At 39.0% G+C, this 26,489-nt stretch carries 19 protein-coding genes; 12 read left to right on the plus strand and 7 right to left on the minus strand.

Going from position 1 to position 26,489, the window contains the following annotated elements:
• Positions 1-965: 965 nt before the first annotated feature.
• Positions 966-1,598: a response regulator transcription factor gene (locus D9742_RS06760; RefSeq protein WP_130209557.1), complete on the minus strand. Its 633-nt coding sequence runs from the start codon at positions 1,596-1,598 to the stop codon at positions 966-968.
• A 1,018-nt stretch (positions 1,599-2,616) separates the two neighbouring features.
• On the opposite strand from D9742_RS06760, the gene D9742_RS06765 reads away from it, so the two are divergent.
• The 3 genes from D9742_RS06765 to D9742_RS06775 all read left to right on the plus strand — a co-directional run bounded on the left by D9742_RS06765 (position 2,617) and on the right by D9742_RS06775 (position 9,108).
• Positions 2,617-3,609, plus strand: a complete 993-nt coding sequence (locus D9742_RS06765) for a RepB family plasmid replication initiator protein (protein ID WP_130236391.1) — start codon at positions 2,617-2,619, stop codon at positions 3,607-3,609.
• A gap of 2,362 nt (positions 3,610-5,971) precedes the next feature.
• The gene (locus D9742_RS06770; protein ID WP_130236384.1) at positions 5,972-7,393 is read left to right on the plus strand and encodes a hypothetical protein; all 1,422 of its coding nucleotides are present in this window, start codon (positions 5,972-5,974) and stop codon (positions 7,391-7,393) included.
• Between the two features lie 1,187 nt (positions 7,394-8,580).
• Entirely contained in the window at positions 8,581-9,108 is a 528-nt protein-coding gene (locus D9742_RS06775; protein ID WP_165382768.1) for a polymer-forming cytoskeletal protein, read from the plus strand.
• 334 nt (positions 9,109-9,442) lie between these two features.
• Here the strand turns inward: D9742_RS06775 and D9742_RS06780 are convergent, their stop codons facing one another.
• The 3 genes from D9742_RS06780 to D9742_RS06785 form a co-directional block, all read right to left on the minus strand.
• Positions 9,443-9,865, minus strand: a complete 423-nt coding sequence (locus tag D9742_RS06780) for a hypothetical protein (protein WP_240780502.1) — start codon at positions 9,863-9,865, stop codon at positions 9,443-9,445.
• Positions 9,825-10,085 (minus strand): Ig-like domain-containing protein, encoded by a 261-nt coding sequence (locus D9742_RS23360; RefSeq protein WP_240730454.1) that lies wholly within the window; start codon positions 10,083-10,085, stop codon positions 9,825-9,827. Before D9742_RS23360 ends, D9742_RS06780 begins: the two co-directional genes overlap by 41 nt.
• A gap of 482 nt (positions 10,086-10,567) precedes the next feature.
• On the minus strand, positions 10,568-11,107 hold the full coding sequence (locus tag D9742_RS06785; RefSeq protein ID WP_130209563.1) for a C40 family peptidase: 540 nt from the start codon (positions 11,105-11,107) through the stop codon (positions 10,568-10,570).
• Positions 11,108-11,951: 844 nt separating this feature from the next.
• Here D9742_RS06785 and D9742_RS06790 point away from each other — a divergent pair.
• Positions 11,952-13,163 (plus strand): conjugal transfer protein TraF, encoded by a 1,212-nt coding sequence (locus D9742_RS06790; RefSeq protein WP_167850505.1) that lies wholly within the window; start codon positions 11,952-11,954, stop codon positions 13,161-13,163.
• A gap of 418 nt (positions 13,164-13,581) precedes the next feature.
• On the opposite strand, the gene D9742_RS06795 is transcribed toward D9742_RS06790, so the two are convergent.
• The 3 genes from D9742_RS06795 to D9742_RS06805 form a co-directional block, all read right to left on the minus strand.
• Positions 13,582-13,926 carry a hypothetical protein gene (locus D9742_RS06795; RefSeq protein WP_130209565.1) on the minus strand — a complete coding sequence of 115 codons (345 nt, stop codon included), beginning with the start codon at positions 13,924-13,926 and terminating at the stop codon, positions 13,582-13,584.
• Positions 13,927-14,436: 510 nt separating this feature from the next.
• Positions 14,437-14,889 carry a hypothetical protein gene (locus D9742_RS06800; protein WP_130236385.1) on the minus strand — a complete coding sequence of 151 codons (453 nt, stop codon included), beginning with the start codon at positions 14,887-14,889 and terminating at the stop codon, positions 14,437-14,439.
• A gap of 827 nt (positions 14,890-15,716) precedes the next feature.
• Positions 15,717-16,088 carry a winged helix-turn-helix domain-containing protein gene (locus tag D9742_RS06805; protein WP_130209569.1) on the minus strand — a complete coding sequence of 124 codons (372 nt, stop codon included), beginning with the start codon at positions 16,086-16,088 and terminating at the stop codon, positions 15,717-15,719.
• A gap of 1,099 nt (positions 16,089-17,187) precedes the next feature.
• Here D9742_RS06805 and D9742_RS06810 point away from each other — a divergent pair.
• The 8 genes from D9742_RS06810 to D9742_RS06845 all read left to right on the plus strand — a co-directional run.
• Entirely contained in the window at positions 17,188-17,805 is a 618-nt protein-coding gene (locus tag D9742_RS06810) for a fimbrial protein (RefSeq protein WP_130209571.1), read from the plus strand.
• An 18-nt stretch (positions 17,806-17,823) separates the two neighbouring features.
• A complete protein-coding gene (locus D9742_RS06815) occupies positions 17,824-18,546 on the plus strand; it encodes a molecular chaperone (RefSeq protein WP_130236386.1) in 723 nt (240 codons plus the stop codon).
• A gap of 1 nt (position 18,547) precedes the next feature.
• Positions 18,548-19,261, plus strand: coding sequence for a molecular chaperone (locus D9742_RS06820; RefSeq protein ID WP_130209575.1), 714 nt, complete (start codon positions 18,548-18,550; stop codon positions 19,259-19,261).
• Positions 19,262-19,273: 12 nt separating this feature from the next.
• The gene (locus D9742_RS06825) at positions 19,274-20,002 is read left to right on the plus strand and encodes a fimbria/pilus periplasmic chaperone (protein ID WP_130236387.1); all 729 of its coding nucleotides are present in this window, start codon (positions 19,274-19,276) and stop codon (positions 20,000-20,002) included.
• A gap of 95 nt (positions 20,003-20,097) precedes the next feature.
• The gene (locus tag D9742_RS06830; RefSeq protein ID WP_130209579.1) at positions 20,098-20,652 is read left to right on the plus strand and encodes a hypothetical protein; all 555 of its coding nucleotides are present in this window, start codon (positions 20,098-20,100) and stop codon (positions 20,650-20,652) included.
• Between the two features lie 2 nt (positions 20,653-20,654).
• Positions 20,655-23,258, plus strand: coding sequence for a fimbria/pilus outer membrane usher protein (locus D9742_RS06835; protein WP_130209581.1), 2,604 nt, complete (start codon positions 20,655-20,657; stop codon positions 23,256-23,258).
• Positions 23,259-23,568: 310 nt separating this feature from the next.
• On the plus strand, positions 23,569-24,171 hold the full coding sequence (locus D9742_RS06840) for a hypothetical protein (protein ID WP_130209583.1): 603 nt from the start codon (positions 23,569-23,571) through the stop codon (positions 24,169-24,171).
• Between the two features lie 305 nt (positions 24,172-24,476).
• A partial coding sequence (locus D9742_RS06845) for a hypothetical protein (RefSeq protein ID WP_130236388.1) occupies positions 24,477-26,489 on the plus strand: 2,013 nt, incomplete at its 3' end.

The following is a 26,489-nucleotide window of genomic DNA, read 5'->3' on the forward strand; positions in this document are numbered from 1 at the left end:
TATCCTGGTGTTGGGAAACCTATGGTTTTCTGCTATTAAGTGCAAAAAATCATCTAACATATTATTTTAAAAGAAAAAAATCATAGTATATACGCAGACATGCCACTCTTATGATAGGTCGAGATGGCCTCACAGCACTGTGAGGATGATTTCAATTTTACATAAAAGGTCATAACTCTTATGAATGGTGATAACTATGGGTTATTTCCAGAAAAGCAAAATGCCGTTGAGTTATTTCATGAGTTAGATTTTAAACAAATGATCTCGCTATCAAAATACCTTAGGAATCATTTCATGATAAAATATTATTCTAATATAAACAAGATGTTACGTGTGTACTATAAGAACATTCCTAATGATATTTAAGTTGTAATTAAGTATCTTGTACTAACAAATGATACTTTACAGTAAATTCAACTGGCTTAGAGAGATTTCATTCTTAAAAGCTGTCATCCACCTTTCAGTTGAGTTATCAGACAAATACCCATTTTTGTATGCATTGCCGATTTTCGTTGATATCAGGTTATTCAGACAGGAAAGACAGTGAAGTGATAAACGTTGGCTGGAGTATCTCAGACGAAAACGTCAGGGGCTGCATCACCAGTCAGCAGGGAATAGCAGGACGAAAAGCGCCATGAAGAGCTCTTCAGACGTCTGGAAACAAAATGGGGTCCCGTAAATGGTTAAGCGACTAAAGACAAGGTCTGGCAGTAAAACAGAGGTTATGTAGTGGGCGACGACTATTGTGTCGGCTCTCTCTTTTTCCAACGGCGGGCTGACATGTGAAGAATCAGAGTGCGGTTATTGCTCTTGCCGTAGAATAGTGGTCACAATCATATGACCACTACAGTGACAGTATTCTGACAACGCTTTCCTGGACAGGCTCTTACTCCTATAGAGCTAAAAACACCCGAAACGAGCGAAATTTATACTAACTACCAGGCGCTATACCTTTCCCTTATACACTATATGGTACATACACCCATTCTCAGACCTACTTTTAGAAGTTCAATTCCACTATGAACATCCATTTTTTTCATCAGATTTAAGCGGTGTGTTTCAACAGTTTTATTACTGACGTCCAAAATTTTTGCGATATGTTTATTTGTTTGCCCATCTGCAATAAGTTGCAGAATTTGTCTTTCACGCATAGTCAGAAAATTACAAGGGACGGGTTTTCTTGTGACGGGCGATGTCTGAAGCAAACCATCATCGAAATAATGAGTATTATTATAAATATTTTCAATCGCGTGGTTTAAATTTTCAGGAGGACTGGTCTTCCAGACAACCCCCATAGCACCGGCATCAATGAATTTGTTTGCATCTATATATGGTTTTTTTTCCATATATGATATTAATTTTGATTTTATTCTCATAGAGTGTATCCAGCGTATAAGTTCAATGCCCCCCAGACCGTCAGAGAACTCACCAAGAATCAATACATCTGGCTGATATTGTGAACAATACTCAGCTGCACTCAGAGCATCAGTGAAGGTAGATGATACTTCATAAATAGATGGATACTTTGATAAGAATGTTACTATTCCCTTTAACATCAGTGGATATTTATCAGCTACCACCACACTAATTTTCTTCATTGTCTTCTTCCTTTTCCGGCAAATCCCTGGATCACCTTATAAATTTTAGGTGATTAACCCTATTGATTGTAAATAGGACTAGTTATATAGTCATGATGGAAATATGATTTATAGTTCATAACTACTTTTATATTTTTCTGATAATTTATTAATGACTAACTATGTGCTTAATGTAATAAGCTCTGTTTTTATTTTTATAAATATATGATCTCAATTTTTGTTGTTGTTATTCGTTCAATGCTATTGAGTTATTTTTTATGATGTTTATTTGTTGTTTAATACCTTCCAATTGTGACTTTTCTTCACACAGTGCTCATTCGTCTGTACAGATTATGCTGCTCCAGCAGCGCCTGATAGTCAGTTGAACCGTATTGGCTACCACATCAGTGTACTGTGACGTTTTGAGGCCTCTCACATCTCTACAGCGCTATTTACAGGGTATTACAGGACGTCTTCCCGTCGTACGAGATGATGCGTACCGGTAGTAATCGTATGTGGCCTCAGGTTGATGATGATTGCCTGGCACACTTTACCTTCAGATAATCAGCTGATGTCTCTTGTCATTCCCGGGTTCTGGCGATGAACTTTTCTGCTCATTACTCATAATTACTTTATTCGTTTAGATCACAGTAGTTGATCCTAAGTAGATCCTTTTAAGATCCTAAATAGATCCCAGATCGCTGTAGCCTGCGTCAACATTGACTTCCGGGCGATCTTGATAAGCTATAGTTTGTAAATTATAAACTATAGCCTGCATTCATATATGCTGTAGCGAGATAAACCCAGGCTGTAGTTTGCAGTCTGTATAAGCTATAGTGAGCACTCTCTATAAAATTAAACGATAGCGATAATGTATTTTTTCTTTATTTTATAATGACATACGGATGCCCTTATAGATTCATACAGGTGTATACACAGGTTACGCACAGCATATCAACAGCTGTTTTCTTGTGCTATTAGCTCGGTTATATGGACTGGGTGCCCAAACTTGGAGCTGATTTTGGAAAAAGATATTGATATTAAAGATTTTTTTGATGAAGTAGATAAGCGAACAGGAGAAGTTGTATCTCTTACTCCGAACGCTAATAACACTGTACAGCCTGTTGCGCTAATGCGCCTGGGGGTATTTGTGCCTACCCTCAAATCGCTTAAAAACAGTAAAAAAAATACACTCTCAACGACAGATGCCACTGAAGAGTTGACCAGACTCTCACTTGCTAAGGCTGAGGGTTTTGACAAAGTGGAAATCATTGGCCCGCGACTGGATATGGACAATGATTTCAAAACCTGGGTGGGAATCATACATTCTTTTGCAAAACATAAAGTTATAGGTGATAAGGTTCAGCTTTCGTTTGTTGAATTTGTAAAGCTTTGCGGGATCCCGTCAAGCCGATCGTCTAAAAAGCTTCGTGAACGTATCAGCCCTTCCTTAAAACGGATTGCCGGGACAGTCATTTCGTTTACCAGCCAGACTAAAGAATATACGACGCATTTGGTTCAATCCGCGTACTACGACACAGCTAAAGATATCGTCATACTCCAGGCTGACCCCCGATTATTTGAGCTTTATCAGTTTGACCGAAAAGTTCTGTTGCAGTTAAAAGCGATAAACGCGCTTAAGCGGCGTGAGTCCGCGCAGGCTCTGTACACCTATATCGAAAGCTTGCCCAAAAATCCTGCACCTATCTCAATAGCGCGTTTGCGCGCCAGGCTAAACCTGAAATCGCCTGTTTTTTCGCAAAATCAGACGGTTCGCAGGGCAATGGAGCAGCTGAAAGAGATCGGATATCTGGATTACACGGAGCTGCAACGTGGACGGAGTGTGTATTTTAACGTGCATTATCGCAGGCCTAAGTTAAAAGCTCCCCGCTCTGATAGTGAAGCCTATGAACAACCTGAGCATACAAATGACTCGGTTGATCCTTCTCTGATTGAAAAAGTTAAGTTACTAGAAAAGCTGGGGATTGATCTCAAAGATTTGGAAGCTCTTTTGAACCTTCGTAAAACATAAGCTGTAGTCAGTAGAATGGACTGAATACTCACTATAGTTTATGTTTAATCGGATAGTGTCTTTCGATTTTGCAACGCTGATATCTTCAGTTTTTTATATAACTAGCTGAAAATTAATGTGTTTTATACATCCCCTCTCATTCTTACATCAATAGTGGTGCTGTTCTGCATCACTATTGATTTCTTTTAAGCCTGGTTTTACATAGGATTTTGACGACCTTTGCTCTGCTCAATGGTGTTTGCATCAAGTTAAGGATTACTGATTTAAATATAATAAGTAATAAGCAGATTAAAAAGTAAACACAAATGCTATTAATGCAATATAAATCAGATAGTTACTTGTTTTTTGCCTTAGTGCTTATACTCGCTATAGCTTATATTAATCTTAAAAATCGACACTACTCCCTCTCTATAGTTTATGTTACTACCTATAGTATATGTTACTCTCTATAGTTTATATTGCTGCCTATAGTTTATTTAAATGAAACTAACGTACTGATATGCTGAGAAACATCAGCTAAAGAAAAGATAAAGACAGGAAAGCTCAGAGGCCAAAGTTCGGGACGTGGTTATCATGTAAGAGTGTAAGAAAGCTGATAAAGTGCTTATGACACACTGTTATATTGGTTTGAGCGATGAGGATATAATGTTGTCTGATTAACGAAAGTGCCTGTTATATCTGTATCATTTATCATATGTATTTTTATATCTATATGTTATTTCAAAATAACAGAGCTAATCTGAAGATATCTCTTACAACATCTGTTCTCTCTATAGCTTATGCATCATGATCTGGTTCAGATTGCTTTGATAGCTCTGGCTTCTTGCTCTTTTGAGCGTACGAATGTTTGTGCAATTTAAAATCAATATATGAATAAACAATAAATAATTCAAAACGATAACTATATCCTGGCATTCTAGGTTAGAGCCTGGTGATGATCATACTTATGCTCATGCATATTAAAGATGCTTATTACTCACTGTAGCTTATTTATCCTTAATAAGTATGTTCTGTCTATAGTTTATCATAAGGACAATCCTTCATTATCCTGGTCAGCCAGAGTATAAGATTACTATCTATAGTATTAATTTGAATTGGTCTTTTATAGAAATGACATCAAAACTTGAACCGTCTTTTCTGGCTAATTACCCTTTAATTCTGTTATTCATATGTGTGTTATTCTTTTTTGATTCATATCAGTCTGTAAGTTGAAAAGCTTCCCCCATGATGTCGCCCGATTTTTAGCAGGCTATTTAATTGTTTTCTTCTTGTCATTATTAATTCATTCCTTACGTTCTTAGCCCGCTGTATGAAGATAGCTTTTCTTTGATCGAGATGCTTAGTCCTTTTTTTATGTCATATGTGGAAAGGTACTCCATTTAATATGGCTGATATGTGGACGTAGTATCCATTTCTGCCATATTTCTCATTGGTAAAAAAAATTATAAAGTTATGTATGAAATAATAGTTTGCACTGAGTAACCGTGTGTCGATTTCACCCTGAAATCGGTAGTAAAAAACGCTATAAATCAAAGCTTTATTTGTGTTTTCTCTATGGCGAAATCACCAGGGTGAAGAGGGCTGAAATATCATTCAGTGATTGTTAACACATTATACCTATTGTGACTCTCGACTCATTGGCGCCGGAACTGAAAGTGGAAATTACGGATTGAGTTCTGACCTCAAATTTTTGGGCTATAAAGTCTGTTGATGCGCTTTTCTTACTGCCTGCAAATAGCTACCTGGTCGCTTTATCAATAAAAATCTCACTTAACATTGTTAAATGATGAAACGTTGTTATAAAACGTATCTGTTAAAGGTGTGGACCAACGTATGGTTAATGACTGACAGAGGAACCTTAAGTACACGAATGCTAATGTTGACGATTTCAACCTGAAATTTTTTGAAAAAATTCAGTAAATCAATGGATTGCTTACACTGAAGGTTGGCGAAAGATTTTAATCATCATGAATGAAAAAGGCGGTTCAGTAGAACATGAAATCGCTTTGTATAAGTCAGCATGACTAAATGGCAGATTACAGTAAGGCAACAACCTGATAGAAAAGAGCTTTATTTCGGAATGTAATGGCTACTATGTACCAATAATCCTTCATGTACTTTTCAGGTATGTAGGCAAAAAACGTTTAGATAAATACTGAACTGTTCACCTTGCGACAGTATTGCCATGATGGCTGTTTGACCCAGTTTTTATTTTATTAACGTTAACGTTGGAAAATCTGAATAAAAGAACCGTAAGGATTAAGCGTCGGGATCGCAACTGATGATGTGTTCTGTGCTTGTTAAGTCGTGTTAAGACATATCAGCTTAGTGTGCCGATCCTTTTGAAGGGAGAAAATCGCATATGTCAGAAAAATATGTCCAGGTATGCTCTACTGTATGTGCGATGAGTCATTTAGAAACCGCTGCATTGGATGGAATTGAAACGTATTCGACAAAATATCAGCTGGATGTTGCAGGGGTAAACGTCGATTTTAGCAGGGCTGATGCTATTGCTGATTATGCAATTCATAACTGTCTCAATATTATCATGCGTACAATTAGCCCTGATTTTGGCAAGGCGCAGAAAAAAGAAGCGAAGGTAATTGCTGGTTTATTAATGGTATCTTCGCAAATAGCAAAACTATCTGAAAGCGCAGAAAAAGAACTTGCTCAACAAAACTATGTTGAAGCATTGCGTCACCTGGTCTCACAGGCCTGTCTCAGTTTGAGTTTATTGGTATCTACAAATGATAAGTCTGGTTACGGCAACTACCGGCTATTATGCCGATTGCTGGATATAGCAAAAAATTCTGATTGCCGACAGCGGTTGTTGAAGAGGTTTCAGTTAGTAGACGCATACTTTACTATGTGTAGCGTTGATGACCATTGTGTAAAAAAATTAGGGATTAACGGGACATTAGCTTTTCGTAGTGAGACGTCATCACATTATTGCGATGACCTGCCAATACTGGTTCAATTTCCTGTTCAGGTGGTAGATGTAAGCAAAGAACCTTACGCTCTGTCACTTATCAAAAAATATCATTATCCGGCCTTCCCTGAATCCACAATTGAAGGTGATTTTGTTGTTAATGCTCGAATCGCAGAAAAATTAGAGAAAACTCGCCAACAAGCTTTAATACGTTCAAAACGTTACCAGAAAGCAAATGATAAGCTCAATGAAGCAATTAAAATATTACTGCACGATATAACGCGAGGCATTTCTGGTATTTTCGAACTGAATGGGGGAGAGGGGGATTTTAGGGAAATTTATCAATATATAGATGTTGTAAAAAAGGAAAATGAAAACAGAAACGAAGAGTATCAAAAGTGGCAAAAATCATCCTTGCAATATATAGAATATGCGAAAAAATTATTAGATAACACATTGATTATACAGAATAATATACAGAACATCTTTGCGATAGTTGCAGGGTTGGAAGCATTGGGTACTGATTATGTTACAGTAATGGAAAAATATCTTGAATCAAAAGGTTTGATAATAGATGGTAATGATAAAATCAAATCAAAATTCAGGATCCCTGCTATCTCATTAAATGGAAATTTAATAGAATACAATATTGAATGCGGTTCAGTAATATCTATTCTTGCTGAGGCTGAACGTTGTTATTCAGGTAGTGAGAAAACTAAATTTATATGTAAGAGTAATGATGTTATTCCTGTAGTTGATCCTTCTCTTTATTTTGAAGTTAAACAGATCATTGAGTTAGTAACTAATTATAAGAATAGTGCTTCTGAACTTATAAGGTCTATTAGCTCAGGTTGATTTGGCTGTTACTGATTATTTATAAGAACCCGAGCAGCTAATGTCTGGCTCATATCTTTCTCTATTCCTGATGTTATGGATGACTTGCTGATCAGGGGCTCATGGGCAATGCCTGACTTAGCGTTGACTCATTAACCATTTGAATAACTCCCCGGTAATTACCCGAATTGACATAAATGTGCCATTGGTAGAATATTCCAGTGCTGTAGTAAATCTGCGGCCGGGATTAGCCTCCCGACAATCATCGTGCCATATACCGCATTAGCGGTTTTTTTATGCCCTAAGCATGGTCACTTTCGCATATGATGGGTGTACAGGGGCGAAGGCATTCGCGCCGGTTTCATGATGTCCGGTAGGCTAACCCTGTACGGCTCACTACTTTCTCAATACCTTCGCATCGATATCAACACATAACGCTTAACGTGGATTTGTATTGATTAACTAAAACTGGCCATCTCTCAACCAGTTAAGGTGATTCAAGATAGCGTGTATCCAGGACCACCGCGTTTATACCCATGGTGGGCAGCTGGCAACTAACTACCCCTGTTCTTTCGTGAGCCGCCATCAGGCTATAGTCCCATCATTACACCCTTCATGGTTGTTATTGTTGCGATACTTTTTACGCCATCGGCTGTCATGTTCTGTGGAGAGCATATTATCTCTGTTCAGATGGCCAACGACACTTTCTGGTTACCTACCGTTTAGCGCATGACCTCAACCCTTTAGAATTTTCCCCCTGGGCCGATTTGTACAGTGAGTCAATGTACATTGCGGCAGCGATCCTCATTGCAGTCGTATAACCACTGAAGAAGGTATGTTATGTCCCGGTCCATGATTATTGTAAATCAAAGTAAATATGTTGAGATGAGAAGCAATACATCACAGTTATTGTGGGATGAGGTAGCGTACACAATCACAGTAATGGCGACTGTATTTATGGGGAAGTTACCTTGCCTTAACATCATTTGGGATAAGCATCTTCCCGAAGATATCGTTTACAGATGATTTCACCGATGAACTCTATTTCTCATAATTATACAGCGAACAACATGTTTCTGAATGCGGGAATCATTTCCTGGAGTCTGGCATTATTTTTCTGGTATTCAGGAAAGTTTTTTATCGCAGTGATATTGTTTTTTCTCATAATTTTTTCTTTCTCAACGCATTTTTTACAGAAAAGGATACTCATGATGTTTAACAAATCTAAGGCAGCAAAAGATAAATTAGAAATACTTTCAACACCGGAAAGTGTTGTAGACGTCGGTAGTACTGTAAAAAAAATGGAAAACAGAAATTCAGCTAATGAGACAGGGACAGATAGCACGGTTATTGCCAGTGATGTCGTCTTTGATGGCAATATAAATTCTAATAAACAAATATACATCTATGGTTGTGTGAATGGGAACGTAATTGCTAAGGATGGGTTGGTGAAAATAATGCGCAATGGTGTCGTGGAAGGAAATATTACCAGCCGGGAGTTAATTGTGGATGGTAATATAAAAGGGCATTGTCAGTCTGATTCTGTTGATATTTATGAAAATGGCCGTCTGGATGGAACATTGGTTTATATTTCTTTATCTATTAAGAAAGGTGGTGTTTTTACAGGTAAAGCTGAAGTATTAACTCAGGCTCCCGTAAAACAAAAAATTGTCGAGCTAAAAAGTGAGAGCGTCACTGTTGTTCCAGAAAAATGTGCATCACGCGAGAAGCGATAATCTGCACATGGTTGCAATTTAAGAACTGTAACTGGTGAAAGTGCCTGGTCAGGATTTACAACAGACAGGTAATCGATTCCTGCTATGAACGTTAAACGCTTCAGATTTCCTGGAGCATAAAAACGAGCGAAATGCAGTAAGATTGTACCTCAAACGTCCTCATTCGTACGGTCTGGTGTTGCAGACAGGTTTGGTAAGGATAAGGACTGTATGGATAGCGCAAGAAAGGATCTTTATAAGATCCTTTTTTACTGCGTGTATTTTGATAATTTTAGTGGTTGTTTACTTTACAATAATGAAAATGACAGTGAGCAAAGGAATTTAACCTTTCTCACTACTTGGCTATAGGCTCGCCATAGAATGCTACTGCCTGAACGATATACCCAGAATCAGTGAGCTGATCTAGTCTATTATTCTCTGCACAATAAAATTCATCGTTTTCAGCCGTATAAATGCGACAGTAACCATCTAACTGTGGTTCTAATTTCCATCCAACATTAGCCAATGTGCCCCATTCCTGATAAAGGCCGGTATTAACCTCGCGCCTGTTATATTGTTCATAATTGTTCAAATCGGAATCATTCATATCGCGCCGTGCTGGAAGTTGTCCCTTTACACTTGCAATCCATGTTAAAGCCCCTTCTTTTGTGTGATAAATTTTATTGCTATATTTAAAATAACGTTTTACAGTAAAGGTATATCCTGACAAAAATTCACTAAGCAAAAATATAAAACGATTTACTACAACAACTTTCATCCACGTTCGGAAAGGTCACTGTGCCATCCTGACTAACAGTCAGTATTTTATCAGGAATACACTTCCAGGCTACGTTAGTATTGTTGGCCGGGTCATCATCAATGACCATCTTAAAGGTAGCACCAGGGAACAGAGTGTTAGGAAAATGATAATCATCAATCATATAATTTTTAATATCAAAAATATATCCATCCACTAAAACACCGGTAATTGCATTCATAAACAACCCCTCATTGCTGGTAAAATTAATATTTTTATTCCTGTAGAATGGAACACTATGGATATTAATAAAATTAAATGAAATCCGATGTTATTTATGGCTTATATACTAACCTGTTTATGGTTATCTTATCGTTCATTCAATCTTATGTACTGTATAATTTATTACCATAGGAATAATAATTATTATATCCTTATGGTGAAGTCTATAAATATCGTTTTAAATCATTTGGTTAATTAATTTGATAGGTATAAAGTGGTGTGCGATATAGAAATAATTTGATATGTCTGGTGAATTGTTCTTCTCGATGATCGCATAAGTGTTCCCCGTTTCCGGGCGGTCTCTCTCCAGAGAGAATGATGGATATATATGACGCTTTCTAAGCACATATCCATTGGAGGGAGAACTCCAGTCCGTCCAGTATAAGGATGTACTGAAGTCCTCCCTGCTTTTGTGTGGTCAGCATACGGAATCGGAACGCCTCAGGAAATCATCAGACGTCTTGCTCCCAGATAATGACGGCGGTAAAAATCTTTTTCCAGGCTGACAATTTTGACATTTTGCCCTGTATGTGGCGCTTCTATGAAATGTCCATTTCCCACATAAACACCGACATGATCGACACGTTCCCCATGTATTGAGAAAAATACCATGTCACCAGGTTGTAGAAGCATATAAGGAACATGGTGTGCCTGTGGCATGGAATACATGCCGGCGGCGGTCCTGGGAAGGGTAATGTGAAAATTCTTACGCCACGCGTACCAGATAAGACCACTGCAATCAAATCCGGTTTCAGGGGAAGCGCCTCCCCAGCGATATGGCTTACCCAGTTGTGCCATCAGCGTATTAATGAAGACTGTATTGGGCGACAATTTATGCTGTCTTGTCGAGTGGGATGTTTTTGTTTTGCGATGATGATTGACGACAGGAGTGTGTCTGATGTGGTGTACCGGCGATGCCAGTGTTGAGGCATGGTAACCTAACATCAGTAAAAACAATAAAGAACGATGATGTCGATACATAATGTAGACCTCTCGTTAATATGTAGAAATTCCGATGCTGTAAATTCATCCGATGATTTCTTTAAGATCTCTTTGAACCCGGGAGTTGGCACGATGTGAAAAACTGTTAACTCTGGACCGGCTTTTGAACGGGTAGAAAAGATCGGATTTTGTTCGTCTATCATTGCAACGGGAGACTGGAATATCCTGATGGTGTCGTGATGAAATTCTGATGGGAAGTCATAAAGCAGGAGCTGTTACAATGAATCTGCTTTCCTATTCAGTGATGGATTAGAACGTGAAATACGAATTGTGTTTTCTTAAAGTAATTTACTGTTTGGTGTGACTATTTTTGTATATCATCAATGGTTTATTTGTTAATGAATTGTACGGTGGTGGTGATTTTATTTTACATAAGGCTAAAATATGATGTTTGATAAAAAATCATAACTGAATGAATTTAAATAAACATAAATAAAATAATGTGCAAAATACGGAAAATATGAGAGTCCTGCGTAACACAGGAATGGCGTGCTTGTAAGTCGTAAATTAAATACACATTGTCGTTTATGTAAGTTATATTCATTAAAATCAATAAGTAAGCATTGTCTGATGCTGGACATGGTAGTGCTGAACCAGCCTCAGAGTATTAAAAAAAGATTATTAGTTACTGCGATTAATATCCGTGAACTTACCGATTGGTTAGGTGTCTTGAGTTATAGGAAACAATCTGTTTCGGCATCGATTAAATATCAGAATCTCCCTTCGTGATAACTACGCACTATTTTTTGGGGGCGATGCCTGTATATAGCTTCGGTGGGATTTTTATTAAAAACAATTCATTCTTTTGGCCAGGAAAATAAAAATGAAATTTACGCTAAGTCAGTATTCTCTGCTGACCTGTGCTTTTTTTACTGCTCTGTCTGGTAATGCTCAGTCGTCTACGACCTATATGGAAGCCAGTAATGATGCTATGGGAGGGACGGGAGTTGCATCGTCTCATTATTGTGCGGCAGCACTCGCTAATCCGGCACTGATGACGAGTGCCACCGCTTCCGATGATTTCAGCATGATTCTGCCGTCAGTCGGAGTACAGGTATCGGATCCCGACCATTTGCAGAGCGATGTGGATGCCGTGAAAGATGCCTGGGATCGCTATGATGCAGCTCTATCTGGTGCAGTCGCGCCTTTGGGGGCCGCGACCGATCTGCAACATCAACTGGAGAAATTTAAAAATACACAGGTGAATGTGCTGGCGAGTGTAGGCATGGTCGCGACAGTTCCGAACAGTCAATTACCTTTTGCCCTGATACTGAAGTCATGGGGGACGGCAACGGTGGAAGGAAAGGTCAGCGACCACGATCTGCAATATCTGGATGATGTGACTAAGGGCAAAATTATTCCAACAGCGAGCGATACTGATACGTTGACATCGCGGGCCTATGGTCGTGCGGCGGCAGTGAGTGATGTCGGGATTGCTATTGCTAGGACGTTTGAGACGAACGGGCTCAGGTATTCTCTTGGCGTAACTCCGAAATATCAGCGTGTGGATCTGTTTAATTACAATACCACGGTACAGAATTACGACAGCCACGATTTCCGTAGCCATGAATACCGTAATAATACTCCCGGTATTAATGCCGACATTGGTTTTGCTACTGAGCTGAATGAACACTGGATGCTGGGTCTGGCTGGGCAAAATATTGTTCCCCGTAGTATTGATACGAAAGAAGTTAACGGGCTGAAAGAAACCTTCAGGATTCGCCCACAGGTAACTGCCGGGGGCTCATGGCATAACGGAATCGTGACGACTGCATTGGATGTAGATCTGACGCCGGCCAGTGGTTTTACCCATGATACAAAGCGCCAGTTTGCGGCTATGGGGGCTGAAGTTAACGCCTGGAATTGGGTGCAACTACGTGCGGGCTATCGTCAGAACATCGCTTCTTCAGAGGGTAGCGCCTTTACTGCCGGTATCGGCATTTCACCTTTTAATATGGTACATCTGGATCTGGCAGGCCTGGTGGGCACTGATCGGACATATGGTGCTGTGGCTCAATTAAGCGAGACTTTCTGACAGAAAACAGAATCCGGCTTACAGTAACATATTACTGTTTTAGTACGGGCATATAGCGGCGCTGTGACAAATATAGTGAAGCGTATGCCCGTAGTTTTTGTGGCAGCTGTCGATGTATGATGTCAGTAGGGGGGAATTATATAGCAATACAATAATGTATCGGTAATGAACAGGGATATATTGAAGAATACAAAATGCGCACTGACTAAAATTCTAACGATAAAGATAATCGAGCGTAATCATATTTAGATGATATTTTCTTTTGAGATAAAAAATACCCACCATGATACATGGTGGGAAAATCGAACAATGAGTAGGACGGTTGTAGCAGGAATTACCTCACACAAGAATCATTATTAACAGGATTAAAAATTGTGTATATAGGGCCATTGCCTGATAATTATTCTTATCACTTACCTTACATAAGCACTTTAACTTTGGATATCCATCCCCTTTGTTGCATACAAAGTTCTATCCACTCATAACGAGTATGTTCATTGACATCAATCACATAACTTCGTAAGGTTGGTGAGCTATCATACTTTTTTTTGCAGTGCCTGTTGTTGCGACATTTTTCGACGTGTGCTTCATAAACTGTTCTTTCCGCTACTCTATTCTTAACGGGATATTTCTCTTCAGCCAATGTTCCGCATTCATATTGTGCAGTTGAAAGATCCTGGGCATCAGAGCGAGTGCGTTGCCATTCTGTTGTGCATCCTGATAATATGAATGAGACTAGTAGTAGGACGTGTATTTTTTTCATATCATGTTCCTTATGTTCTGCTTGAGTATCTACTTCTTATATCACACACACTACGTTTGTCTAACTGAACAGTATTGTCGAAGCGAAATACTTATTATTGACCAGTGTAATAAAAATAATATAAAAATAGAAGATTTGTATCAGATATTCAATACAGTTGATTACTTATGTCTGTGATCATTGAAGGTGGTTAAACGTGTCATAATCCTCTGGCGCTTAGATGCTAACTGGCATAAGACTGCTGTTTATCATCCTGGCTGCGAAATGATGACGAAAACTAGGCTACGATAGTTCAGATCGTAAACTCAGTTATGGCTGAGTATGAAATGGACATAGAAAAATAAGAGGAACAACAGTGGCATATACGGCGGAAATCGTGGGGGCGGGTAACCTGAAGTTACTGTAACAAAAAAAGGTATATATCATCAGAGAGTGAGCAGGAATAATACTCATTCCTGCCTGGTAACAGGAATGATTTATCTATGATAAATGTGAAGTTGGCGGGGGGGGCTATTGTAAAACGGCATTTCTATGAGGATATGGAGTATGATGATCAATTACAAAGCGGGTCACTTTGCCAGTGATAGAAGATAGATCACAGCGGAAATAAAATGGGATCCATTTCGACCCGTAAATAAGGTATTGGCCATTGCCAGTTAGTCTGATAGGAGTATGTAATATTAAACTATTTTGTTCCCCGTCACTGAGTGTGACTTTCTCGACGAGAGATTCATGTTTTTGTATAACAGTCATTGCAACGGGGAGGCACAGGAATTCTGCTACCTGATGTGCTTCGGTCCACTCATTTTTGATCGCTGTTCTATCTTGTTCATTACTGATTTGTGCCGCCATAATTTCTTCAAGATAATTTTTTTGCTGTGCCGTAAGAACTGAAGAAAAAGCAAAAGCGGGAAGAATTAGTGTGCCGGCAAAAAGTAACCTGGTTGTCATCTTTGTTATCATATAATTCTCCATTAAAAACAATAAAATCCAGGGTTATTGATCTATCAGATACATTCATTTTCACACGAAAAAAAATAAAATCTTGATGATAATTATGAAATCTGGCATCACCTGTCATTTGATTGTATCAATTAAGAATAACAAGTTACTGAAGAATGTGGTTTTGGTTATAACTTATTGAAAGTGCACATTATGATCGGGTACCAAACCATATAAAGGAACATGTTTAAAATTTACCATGTAACTCTGGACGTAGCCAAAGATAACGAGGGGAGCTGAGGAATCATGCAAGGTGAGCCTCGTCATTGACCTGAACTTGTTAATATTCAAAGGTAAGGTTGTGATACAACCTGGTTATTAAAGCAAATGAAAGGCTCAATAGTGCTACATTTCCTGTTGACAAATTAGCTGAGTAAAAATTTAAAAAAACAATAACGCCGATAATCAAAAGATTGTGGAATATAGAGAGTAACTACAATTATTCTTGATTATTAGTTAAAAAATAACATTTCAGTGATTTATAAATAAAAATGAAGAAGAACGTTTATGCCAATGGTAGCTTGTTTCTTCAATTATAGTTTTGTCAAATTAGTTAATAAATGATTTGTATGTTAATTATATGACCTGTAAGCGTTTTGTCAGAAATGATACTGTGGTTGCTATATTGCAGTGTTAATAAAAAATATTCCCCTGCCATCTGGATGCACAGAGGAACAATAGCTAAAGCATTGCATAATATTGAAATTTAATTATTCTAATGTCACTAATAAGGAATTAAACTATTAGGCTACATAAATAATTATAGGTATAGTGTGTGTAGCGTGAACTCAAATAAAATTTAATATTAGTGAAACAAATCGAGTGATTAAATTACGTCTTATCGTATTTCCAGCTCCTTGTGCATGAATGGTCATTTTATAACCTCGTTTGTAAATGTTTTCAATTATCACTGGTCCACCGACAGCATCAATTTTTCTACGAAGCTGAAGAATAAGCTGCTGAATATTATTATTACTGATCACCTCCCATCGTTCTCCCCAAACAGATTGAGCAAGCTCATTTCGTGGTAGAATACTATCTGACTGCTGCTTATGCAGCAGCAACGAAAACAACGCCGCTTCTTTTGGGCTTAATCTGGTCGATTTTTTTCCAAACATAAGCACACCGGTTTCATCATCAAAATTCAATTCAGGGTTCATATTATATCTCCTTGCCAAATATGTATTACCATATAAACATTAATCTATTATCAATACGTGAAACTGGTTAAAACATAATGATTAATAACCACCTGATAACAGAATTCTGATACTGTCATAATTGTTTTTTATGTCCCTGGTGATTTCTTATGTGAATTTTGGCAGGCACTTATGTAAATCAAAAGTTTAATAAGCAAGATAAAATTACTTAACGAAATGAACTATACACAAAGAACCTAAGGTGATTTATTCACTATCTTAAAATAAGTAATAATTCGGGATGCCATCAGCGTCGCTATATCAGGAAGGGGGGGGGGCGACATCGAATCCCTGAATTCTTGTACACTGACGAAATGCAGGTTGTTGCAAGTATGCCCATTCATTAATTTTCATATTTACCGTATCGGATTCATATGAAGACTGTACAGTGATGATACATGAGCCTGATATTGACAATATCAGGCTGATCTTTTTTATCTCATTGATTAAGTGAGGGATATGAAACACATAGATGGGTGCATACCAACAAATGATTAGCTGTTATCGATGCTTCAGATTTCGTCCACGACCATAACCAGTCTACCGCAGAACTACCGTTTACAGCCTTTATTCATCAACTCGTGGATAAGGTGACCAATCTACGGTGGTTTATGCTGGCGCTGAGCTCTGGCAATCATAATGGAGCTTCATCGTTCAGAAGTCGTCAATACCATCGCCAGCTCATTTACCACACCTCCTGATGTACCGGTGTTCCTGGCCCGACTTATTGTTGATGGATGATGACAACTTCATGTTGCGTAGCATGATCCTCAGAAAGGATAAAATCAAATAGCTTCAATGAGTACAGGTATAGTGTTTTATTTTTTTTAGTGAACAATTTTAATCCAGGAATTTAGCTAAAAGGCGCAATTATTGTTTTGAAATATATCTTCTTTTTTTCTTTTTTTATCTTGTTTCTGATACTATTTCTGATTTACAGAGCTGTATATACTCAATTACGAGATTTTTTGATTGTTAGCGATATATTTTCCTGAAAGTGAGTTTTAGTTTTGTAACTGGATTCAGGAATGACAAGGGAATTTAGCTATTGTTGTAAATAATGAGTAAGGTAATTATTGTGAAATATTGGTATTCGCTAAGTATTCTGACGGCTATAGTTACAATGGGAGTATGGAATAACGCTATAGCAATTGGCAAACCAGCTCATATTGATGTCTATGCAGAAATTTCGGAAACAACATGCGATATTAGTGTATCAAATGAAAGCATAGTATTAGGTACGTTCTCAAAAAATGATTTTGCAAAGTCAAAAACAGATGTGGGAACAAAATCTTTTGACTTAAGGGCCTCTAATTGTACCGAGTCCGGTAGTTCACAAGGAACTGTTCCGGGTGATGGAGGGGTTTATGCTGAAGTATTATTTAGTCCAGGAATGGGTATTCCTGGTGAGCCAACATTATGGAGTAATACCGGGATAAACGATGTTGGCGTGGTTCTCAAAGGTCGTGTGTATGATTTTGCGGCCAATACATCCACTATGACAGAAATTAAAAACAATGATTATATTCAGTTGGCCAACGTGTCTAAAGGCGATGTGATAAGTTCAATTGATGGAAAACAAACAACGTTGACCGCATCATTACAGGCGATAAATGCGAATACTGCGTCTGCTCAGCATATTAAAGTGCCTGTGGATTTTATGATGATTTACCAATAAGCATACGGTAAAAGGGTTATGTTGATTAAATTTTCACTGAGTTTGTTGTTTCTTTTTTTATTGCCATCTGCATGGGCAGATGGGATTGGAATTAATGCGTTAAGGATAATTTATCCAGCAGGAAAGACATCAGTTTCGGTAAGTTTGAGAAATAATACTGACAATACCTGGTTGATGCAAAGTTATATTACCAGAGTTAGTGCCGGTAAACCGGATAGTCAGTACTTTAAAGTACTTCCTGGAATTGAAAAAGTTTCGCCAAGAAATGAATCAATAGTCAAAATGATTGCGTTGGAAAATGTTGACAAACTTCCCCGTGATAGAGAGTCAGTTTTTTATTTTATCTCTCGTGGTATTATCACATCAGAACCATTACAAGATGTGATACTACCTGAAACTCAGGCTGGAATTATATTTTCTTTATCCTCACAAATAAAAATGTTTTACCGTCCAGTTGGATTGACGGAAGAGGGGGCTGATGAAGCAGCCAAAGAAATTGTATTTAATCGTACTGCTACGGGCGTCAAAATTATGAATAATAGTCCGTATTACATTTCGCTTCATGACCTCTTTTTTGGTCATAATAGTATAGCTACTATTACTCTGAAAAATATGGGGATGATCTCTCCCTTTGAGTCTATAGACCTAACGTCCACAAAAATTGGGAACAACCGACAGGTGTCATGGGTCACTCTCAACGATCTTGGTATGGCAGAAATGCATCAGGGAAAAGTTCATTAATATGCGCACCCTGTACTTTTTGTTCATTATCTTATGTTTACCTGTAAAAAGTCATGCTGATGGGTTAAGTATTGATCATACCAGGGTCATTATGAGCTCTACATTGCACAGCACAGAGATAGTGATTAGCAATACCAGTAAATATACCTGGCTTGTGCAGAGCGGAATTGTTCATTCTCTCGGCAGTACAGAGAAACTAACACCCTCGGAAAATTTTTACATTTTGCCACCGATTTTCAAATTGCCATCAGGTCAGTCGCAAACAGTACAGATAATTCGTCGGCAACCGGTATGGCAACATAATCAAGAAACATTACAATACATTGTTTTCAAGAGCATACCTGCAATTGATAAAAAATTTTTTGAACTGAACAAAGTCAAACAGCAGCTATCGGTATCACTGAGTTTAATTATTAAACTTCTTTCACGTCCCGCTGACCTTAATGTATCGTGGGAGAAGTCTGTTTCATTATTATCATTTACGAAAAAAGAACATGCGTTGACGATCAGCAATACCAGTCCGTATTTTATGACGCTTAGCAGAGTTTTTGTCAATGGAACAGAAATAGCATTAGATGGTAAACAGAGAACAATAACCCCTTTTAGTAAAATTACACTTGATAAGGTAATAACATCGTCAGGGGATGAAATTAAATGGACCCTCATCAATGGTCAGGGCGGTGAAACCAGAATGATGACGTACAATTTATTATAACAAAGGATATCTATGCCCTTTCTGCGCAAGATAGTTGTGTTTCTTATAATAGTAATAACAAACAAAGGGTTGTGCGATGAGACTACACAGGGTATTTTCATTAATAAAACTAAACTGGTCTTCTCTTCACATTTAAATAAAATCGTGCTCAGGGTGGTTAACCATACAGCCGAGCATTATTTATTACAGGCAGTAATTCAAAGTTACGATCCTAAAACGGGTATGGCAGCTAATGATAATCAAGTCTCACCCTTTATAGTTTCTCCTCCTGTCCACGAACTACGTGCCGGTGATGATACCTTAGTGTCTTTACTTGCAGTGCCGTCACGCGCGATTCTCTTACCATCAAGCAGAGAAAGTTTATACTATTTGACGCTAAGACTAATACCATCTGAAATTAAAATGTATAATTCGGTTAAGTTACGCTTAGTCACTGCTTATAACATCAGGGTCTACTGGCGCCCGATGTTTGATTCAATTAAGGAAAAAGATATTTATTTTTCTTGCAATAATGGTGAATTAAATATTTTAAATCGCTCGGGTTATTACAGGGAAGTGACGCAGCTATTTATTGATAAGTATAAGATAAAAAAGTCTCTACTTATTAGACCCGTACCACCTTATGGTAAATTGGAAATAAATACTTCTGTTCAACATTGCTCACCTGGCGTGCATCAGGTTTCATGGCGTTTTCGGGATGACTCTGGTGTGCCATCTGATTTATATCAAATGGATTTTTAGCGAGTTGTGATATGAATGTTTTGATAAGAAAATTCCCCTATATTTTTTGTAGCATTCTGATTTTTTTTGCCCCTGTTGTTACGCAGGCAATTACGATGCCAACTCCGACATCTGCTCCTTTAGAGGAATATGCATATTTAAACTTTCATGCAGTTGTTGAAGCCACAACATGCGATATCTCTCTGGATAAAACAGAGGTTGAAACGACGATAAATAAATCGGTACTGGCTGCTGTAGGTCCAAATAATGTCTATCCGCTTGATATTCTCGAACTAACTCTGAATAACTGCACAGGCCTCATTGATGCGGGAAAGAATGTGATGGTTGGTTTTAGCGGGCAGGTGGCAGATACTGATCGCACTTTCCGTGCAGCAGATTCGAAAAATGTTAAGTTATCCGCTGTTTTTAATTTTACCGATCAATTTACGGCACCCAACATTGCACATTGTAACCAGGGTAATGTGATTAATTATAATAATCTTACTGCAAATTTACTTCCCTGGCCAGTAACGCCAGCTCCTTCAGGTGAACTCCACTCATTGAATGATAGCAAGGCAAAACTATTCACAGGCATTTGTGTTCCGCCTGATGGTGATTCCGGAAATGGTCAATTTCACGCTGCATTAGATATCACATTATTCTTCATCTAATCATGAATCATAAGAAACTTATTGATCTGCTCTTATCCAGAGTCGAAACAAACCTTCTCAGATTATCATTAATATTAATGATTGTTGGGCCATTTTTTTCCCAGAAATCGTGTCATGCTGAAGATTATTTCGATCCTGATCTACTGGTGACAGACCAGCAGGGCAGCATAGAAAAAATAGACCTTAGTCAGTTTGAAAAGGAATCATCACTTGCTGAAGGAACATATCTGGTTGATGTTATTGTTAATACTGTATGGATATCTTCAGAAATGGTTAAGTTTAAGGTATCTCCCCACGGAGAAAAACTGACTGCGCAGTTAAACCGCGAACAACTTAGTCGTTGGGGCGTTAATACTAATAGTAATGACGCACTTGCAGCTTTAAAAAACGGTGAATACATTGATGATTTGTCACGTGTTATTCCTGGCGCAACGCTTCGTTTTGAACAGCAGAAACTAAAACTTAATGTTGAGATTCCTCAAATAGTAATGAAATCATCTGAATCCTCTCAGCTTCCTGCAGTTGACAAATGGGATGACGGCATACCCGCTCTGATGTTTAACTATATGTTCAGTGGTATGCAAAGTGATGCTGATTTCTCCAACAGACATGCAAGAATGCGTTCTTTTTTTCTTTCATCACAAGGTGGTGCAAATTGGGGACCATGGCGGTTACGCAGTTCCATTACATGGTCGCAACAGGCAAATTCACCGACATTCTCTAACCGATATATTGCGAGAGATCTAAAACAATTAAAGAGTGAACTTACTCTGGGAGAAACCTGGACACAAAATGACATACTGGACAGTATTAATTTTACAGGTCTTAAGTTGAGATCCAGTGATGACATGAAACCTGACAATCAACGTGGTTTTGCTCCTGTTATTTCTGGTATTGCCAGCTCGCGTGCGCAGGTTAGTATTTATCAGAATCATAATCTCATCTATCAGACATCCGTTGCTGCTGGAGATTTCCGGCTAACAGATATCCCACAGACAATGAATAGCGGTGAGTTGACGGTAATTGTCCGGGAAGCAAATGGTAATACCCAGCAGTGGGTTCAACCCTATACCGGACTCCCCGTCATGCAGCGAAATGGCCATGCTGAATATGAGTTTGAGATGGGGAAAGCTATATTTAACTCTTATCATAAGGATGTTAAACCAGCATTCGAACAGGGAACTCTTATTTATGGTTTACCTGCAAACACTACTGGCTATGGTGGCTTTTTGCTTTCTCGAAATTATGTAGCCATGACGGCAGGTGCTGGCGTTTCACTGGGAGAATTGGGCGCTGTATCGATTGATAATACCTGGTCTCATGCAAGCCAACCTCATAGTTCTACGGTATCGGGTAATGCATGGCGACTTAAGTACTCAAAAAATCTTCTTACTACGGGTACAACTATTGATATCTACGATTTTCGTTATGCGTCGCGTGGTTATATGTCCTTCATGGATAGTCAGACTTTACCTGTTATAACTTCTTTAATGGGGAGTCAGGTATTAGGTGCATTATACAGAAACAGAAGGCGTCGCCGGAATTTACAACAAATCATTTTGCGACAAAATTTTAGTCATTGGGGAAATTTGAATCTTAGCGCAATTCATGAGGATTACTGGAATTCAAGTGAAACTGATAACCGTTTTAGTTTTGGATATGGATTGTCTGTTAGTTCGGTTTCTCTGTCGTTAAACATCTCCGTTAATAAAAATCAGCTCACCATGCCAGGGCAGAAAAAGAATTGTGAGGTTTCTTTTAACCTTTCAGTACCGCTGGATACCTTCTCATCCAATTCAAATTCCCGTTATGGTGATCTCAGTTATCAGGCAATTCGCGACCCTCGGGGGGATTTTAGTCAAATGGCCAGCCTTTCCGGAATGTTAAATGACAACTGGAATTATGAGTTTGGACAGTCATCGTCACAAGGCCAGGATGCGATGACAATGTTAAACATGGGGTATGACGGAAGTACGGGTAATGCGCAATTTGCCTATGACTGGAGTCATCATCAGAAGACGGCGAGCGCCAGTGCTACTGGCGGCGTTGTCATCCATCCTTGGGGAGTGACGCTGGCACCTGTTTTAGGGGATAGTATTGCTCTGATCCGCGCCCCCGGCGCTTCCGGGGTTCATATCGTTAATACTCACGAAAATACTGATTGGCGAGGTTATGCCGTGGTTCCATCACTCACTAATTATCGCTATAACGCTATTAATCTCGATCCTGATGGTCTGGATAGCCACGTTATGTTAACGGAAACCGGAAGACGCGTTGTGCCGACAAAAGGTGCTGTTGTTGTTGCAGAATATCCCGTACGCACCGGAAGGCAGGCCATTATAACGTTGCATTATCAGCGAGGTGTTGTCCCTTTTGGTGCGATAGTAAGTCTAGCGACGGATCATAATAAAGGGAATGCGGGAATTGTTGGTGAAAATGGTGAAGTTTACTTATCCGGATTAACTGATGAAGGATACTTACACGTTATATGGGGTAGTGAAATAAATAAACAGTGCAGTACATCTTTCAAACTACCGCACGATTCCGACCGTTATTTAGATGAATTAACCCTGACTTGTCATCAACACCCCCTTTCCTCGAGATAAACTTATGTTCAGATTTATGTTCCTGCTGTTCCTTATGGTCTGTTCTTGTTCCCACGCAGCATCATTCTTAGCAACATCTGTCTCTGATGGCAGCCAGGCGCAATGCGAAATTACTGGCATAAGTCATACACAAGGTGCTGTTTTTCCTGTTGCGCTTGGTGTTCGCTGTAGTTACCAAACACAAAATAATCGAAAATTTGCACTGTCCATTGGGAGTTCCATTACTGTCGATATTTCCGTGAGCTGTAACGGACTTCTGAACACGCCTCCTTCACCATTGGGAAAAGTGTTGTCCCCTACAGGAACAGATATGAGCTCTTATTACCCTTTGGGATATTTGTTTAATGCAGGAGCAGGACAAATTTTATGTCAGATATTTTTTAATAATTCCAACCAAATAGTGAAGCCTGGATTATACGTTGCCGGGTTATTTAGTGATTATCAGGGCCAGCCAGACGCATGGGAATTGGATGGTTATGTCGCAATCAATAATAAGACCGTACCACAAGATACTGGTTCTGTTTACTGTTATCTTATTACTCCTCAAAACACTATAGATATGGGGATTATAAAACCGAATAGTGAGTCAAAACAGATGAGCATTGATGTTGGGGTTAATTGTTCTGGGGCAACCCCTTCGATGGATACTGAACTGGGCTATTCTGTGCGATTTAGTAAATTTAATTGTTCTACTGATTGTTCGTTACTGGGTGAATATGTTCCTTATCCTGGCAGTGTTGCCGATCCCGGCGATGATCCGCAAACCGGTTTTACTATGAATGATGTTATGCAGTTTAAAAATGGTCAGACGACGAATACAAAAAACTATACCACGTTATGGAAAATCAGAGATAACAGCGGAAACCCCAGAGATATTTCGGCTAAAGCATATGTGGATATATATTATTATTAGAATTTAGTTTTTTTATATCAACACTCTCTTCAGGATTAAATCCATAGCATTATGCATATGCACGGCTGATACTATGTTTTATATTATTTTACTGCCATTATTCCAATTAAAATTATTCCCCTTTAAAGCACCATTTCTAACCAGTTTATATGTGGGTGTTTTCAATTATATTTTAATGATTAATTTAAACGATAGCCTGTAATACTTATTACTGTTTATTATAACTGTTTTATGGTTTTTTATTTATTTTGATTTTTATTAATCTTGTTGAATCTAATCAGAGAGCAAAGGATCAAGGTTTTGATATGACTTCAACAGTATATGAAAAAAAAACCACGCATGATGGGTTAACAGTCACATTAAGCATGCGTAAAGGTGTTTATAGAGGAGGCTTATACTTCGACAGTGCTGACCTTGGGTATCTTGGGGATATCGAAAAATATCATATTTATTATCTTTTGAAGGTAACTGATAAATATGGTAATCCTGTTTCTGGAAAACAAATAAAGCTATGTGTAGATGCTATTACATTTCATACAGTCTCTGATTATAACGGTTTTGAACCAGTAATAAACTACTCTGGAGATTTGAAGCAAAGTAATCCTGAGGTTAGTGTCTGGACTAATGTAAACATTGACAGCAATGGTGAGTATCTCGCTGGCTTGCTCCCTTGTCTGATAAAAAAAGGGAACAGCCAAACTAAACGAAATACAGTTGGACCATATACTTATGCAGTCGTTGAATTGGTTTTTATTGTTGATGATGTTGATATTCGAGCCGTAATGAATATTGATGACACTTTCGAACCACTAAATCTTTCACCGCTGTATGATTATCCAGTGGTAACTAATTCCACAGGTAACTATAGAGATATCACTGATACAGTAATTTACTATCCATCAGTTTATGATCTTGAATACCCACAGTTAAGTAAAAAAGTGTATTTTGGGTTTCGTGAAGATGCTATTTACATACATGAGGCAAAAGATCTGGTCGGGGTTTCGGTAGATGAAAATAATCGAGCTAAAATGCCATTTACTGAGAGTGAAATTAATAATCGAGCTGTCTGGGCTTATGGAGCTAATACATCTGGTTTTTTATCTGCACCGTTACGTTGTCGGGAGGCTAATTCTCAACCCAAATCCGAAATTATAATCAGCCCGCAAAATAACAGTAATATCTTTCCCGGGCAGACGGTTTATGCCACTTTCCAGTATCAACTGAAAACCGGTGAAAGTTTTTCCGGAACCGAATGTCCATTTAAATTAAACCGGGGGAATTTTTATCCTCCTGATATCTCCTGGTGGCAGGACGGCAATACCTTATATGGCGGCTGCTTACTGACTGTGAATGACAGCCTGAAGAAAGGTGACCAATTGTCGTGGACGGTTTCCTGCTGCCTGGACAATAGCGGCATTCCGCTTGCCTCTGAAACCGTGACCTGGAATGTAGCCTGGGATGCCGATATTGATGTTGACGTCACTTTTGCTGCCGATACACCGGTGTTAATTGATTACAGCAATGACAGCACGCGACCATTATCTTCTCGTCCCACCATGACCTGGCGACTGACCGTGCCGGGACTCAGAAACACCCAGGCCTGTTTTTATCCCCTCGTGACCCGCATTACTGAAGATGCCATCATCAGCGACGCCTCGTTCAGTGAAATTGTCCCCTGTGCGGCAGACAGAACCAGTGGGGATTATTTTTACGTCATGCTGGACGACCTGGGGAGCGCTGTCATTAACGTGCAGCCCCGGGAAAACCGCACGCTGCTTACCGCGTTCAGCGCCGGGATTTATGGCGTCGGGACGATGGTCAACACCGCGAACTTTTTTATCAACAGTGCCTGGGAGGCTGCGACGGCGCCAGCTGTCAGCGTGGCAGAAGGGCAGAACCCTCAGGCGCGCCCCGGTGATGACAGCTATGGCCTGGCGACATTTCCGCTGCTTTCTAACTGGGAGGCGGTGAAGGAGCACGACCTGCTCGGCGGCGCGGTGTATCTGTTTGCCGGAAAAGAGATACAGAAAAAGAACCACTACACGCCACTGACGTTACTGGGAAAAACGCAGATCCCGCTTAAAGCCAGTGGTGGCGCACCCGATATCGCCCTGTATTTTACCGAATCTAATTTCGAGGCCGGAAAGACTTATTACATCCATGCCTGTCTTGTCGAAAATGCCTATCTGCACAAAGGGGTGAATTATCTCCGTCTGCAGGAAATCAAATTTGAAATTCCGCAGGACCAGCCTGCCGCACCGGACGGGGTGAAGCGGACCTATCGTGCACCGGAATTTGTCTGTAAAGACGGCGCGGTT

This window comes from Escherichia sp. E1V33 (assembly GCF_004211955.1).
Classification (GTDB): Bacteria; Pseudomonadota; Gammaproteobacteria; order Enterobacterales; family Enterobacteriaceae; genus Escherichia.

Bases quoted from the DNA above. Each gene is read 5' to 3' on its own strand.
- D9742_RS06760 (WP_130209557.1), bottom strand. From the start codon at position 1,598: ATGAAGAAAATTAGTGTGGTGGTAGCTGATAAATATCCACTGATGTTA.
- D9742_RS06770 (WP_130236384.1), top strand. From the start codon at position 5,972: ATGTCAGAAAAATATGTCCAGGTATGCTCTACTGTATGTGCGATGAGT.
- D9742_RS06775 (WP_165382768.1), top strand. From the start codon at position 8,581: ATGATGTTTAACAAATCTAAGGCAGCAAAAGATAAATTAGAAATACTT.
- D9742_RS06780 (WP_240780502.1), bottom strand. From the start codon at position 9,865: ATGAAAGTTGTTGTAGTAAATCGTTTTATATTTTTGCTTAGTGAATTT.
- D9742_RS23360 (WP_240730454.1), bottom strand. From the start codon at position 10,085: ATGAATGCAATTACCGGTGTTTTAGTGGATGGATATATTTTTGATATT.
- D9742_RS06785 (WP_130209563.1), bottom strand. From the start codon at position 11,107: ATGTATCGACATCATCGTTCTTTATTGTTTTTACTGATGTTAGGTTAC.
- D9742_RS06790 (WP_167850505.1), top strand. From the start codon at position 11,952: ATGAAATTTACGCTAAGTCAGTATTCTCTGCTGACCTGTGCTTTTTTT.
- D9742_RS06795 (WP_130209565.1), bottom strand. From the start codon at position 13,926: ATGAAAAAAATACACGTCCTACTACTAGTCTCATTCATATTATCAGGA.
- D9742_RS06800 (WP_130236385.1), bottom strand. From the start codon at position 14,889: ATGATAACAAAGATGACAACCAGGTTACTTTTTGCCGGCACACTAATT.
- D9742_RS06805 (WP_130209569.1), bottom strand. From the start codon at position 16,088: ATGAACCCTGAATTGAATTTTGATGATGAAACCGGTGTGCTTATGTTT.
- D9742_RS06810 (WP_130209571.1), top strand. From the start codon at position 17,188: ATGAGTAAGGTAATTATTGTGAAATATTGGTATTCGCTAAGTATTCTG.
- D9742_RS06815 (WP_130236386.1), top strand. From the start codon at position 17,824: ATGTTGATTAAATTTTCACTGAGTTTGTTGTTTCTTTTTTTATTGCCA.
- D9742_RS06820 (WP_130209575.1), top strand. From the start codon at position 18,548: ATGCGCACCCTGTACTTTTTGTTCATTATCTTATGTTTACCTGTAAAA.
- D9742_RS06825 (WP_130236387.1), top strand. From the start codon at position 19,274: ATGCCCTTTCTGCGCAAGATAGTTGTGTTTCTTATAATAGTAATAACA.
- D9742_RS06830 (WP_130209579.1), top strand. From the start codon at position 20,098: ATGCCAACTCCGACATCTGCTCCTTTAGAGGAATATGCATATTTAAAC.
- D9742_RS06835 (WP_130209581.1), top strand. From the start codon at position 20,655: ATGAATCATAAGAAACTTATTGATCTGCTCTTATCCAGAGTCGAAACA.
- D9742_RS06840 (WP_130209583.1), top strand. From the start codon at position 23,569: ATGAGCTCTTATTACCCTTTGGGATATTTGTTTAATGCAGGAGCAGGA.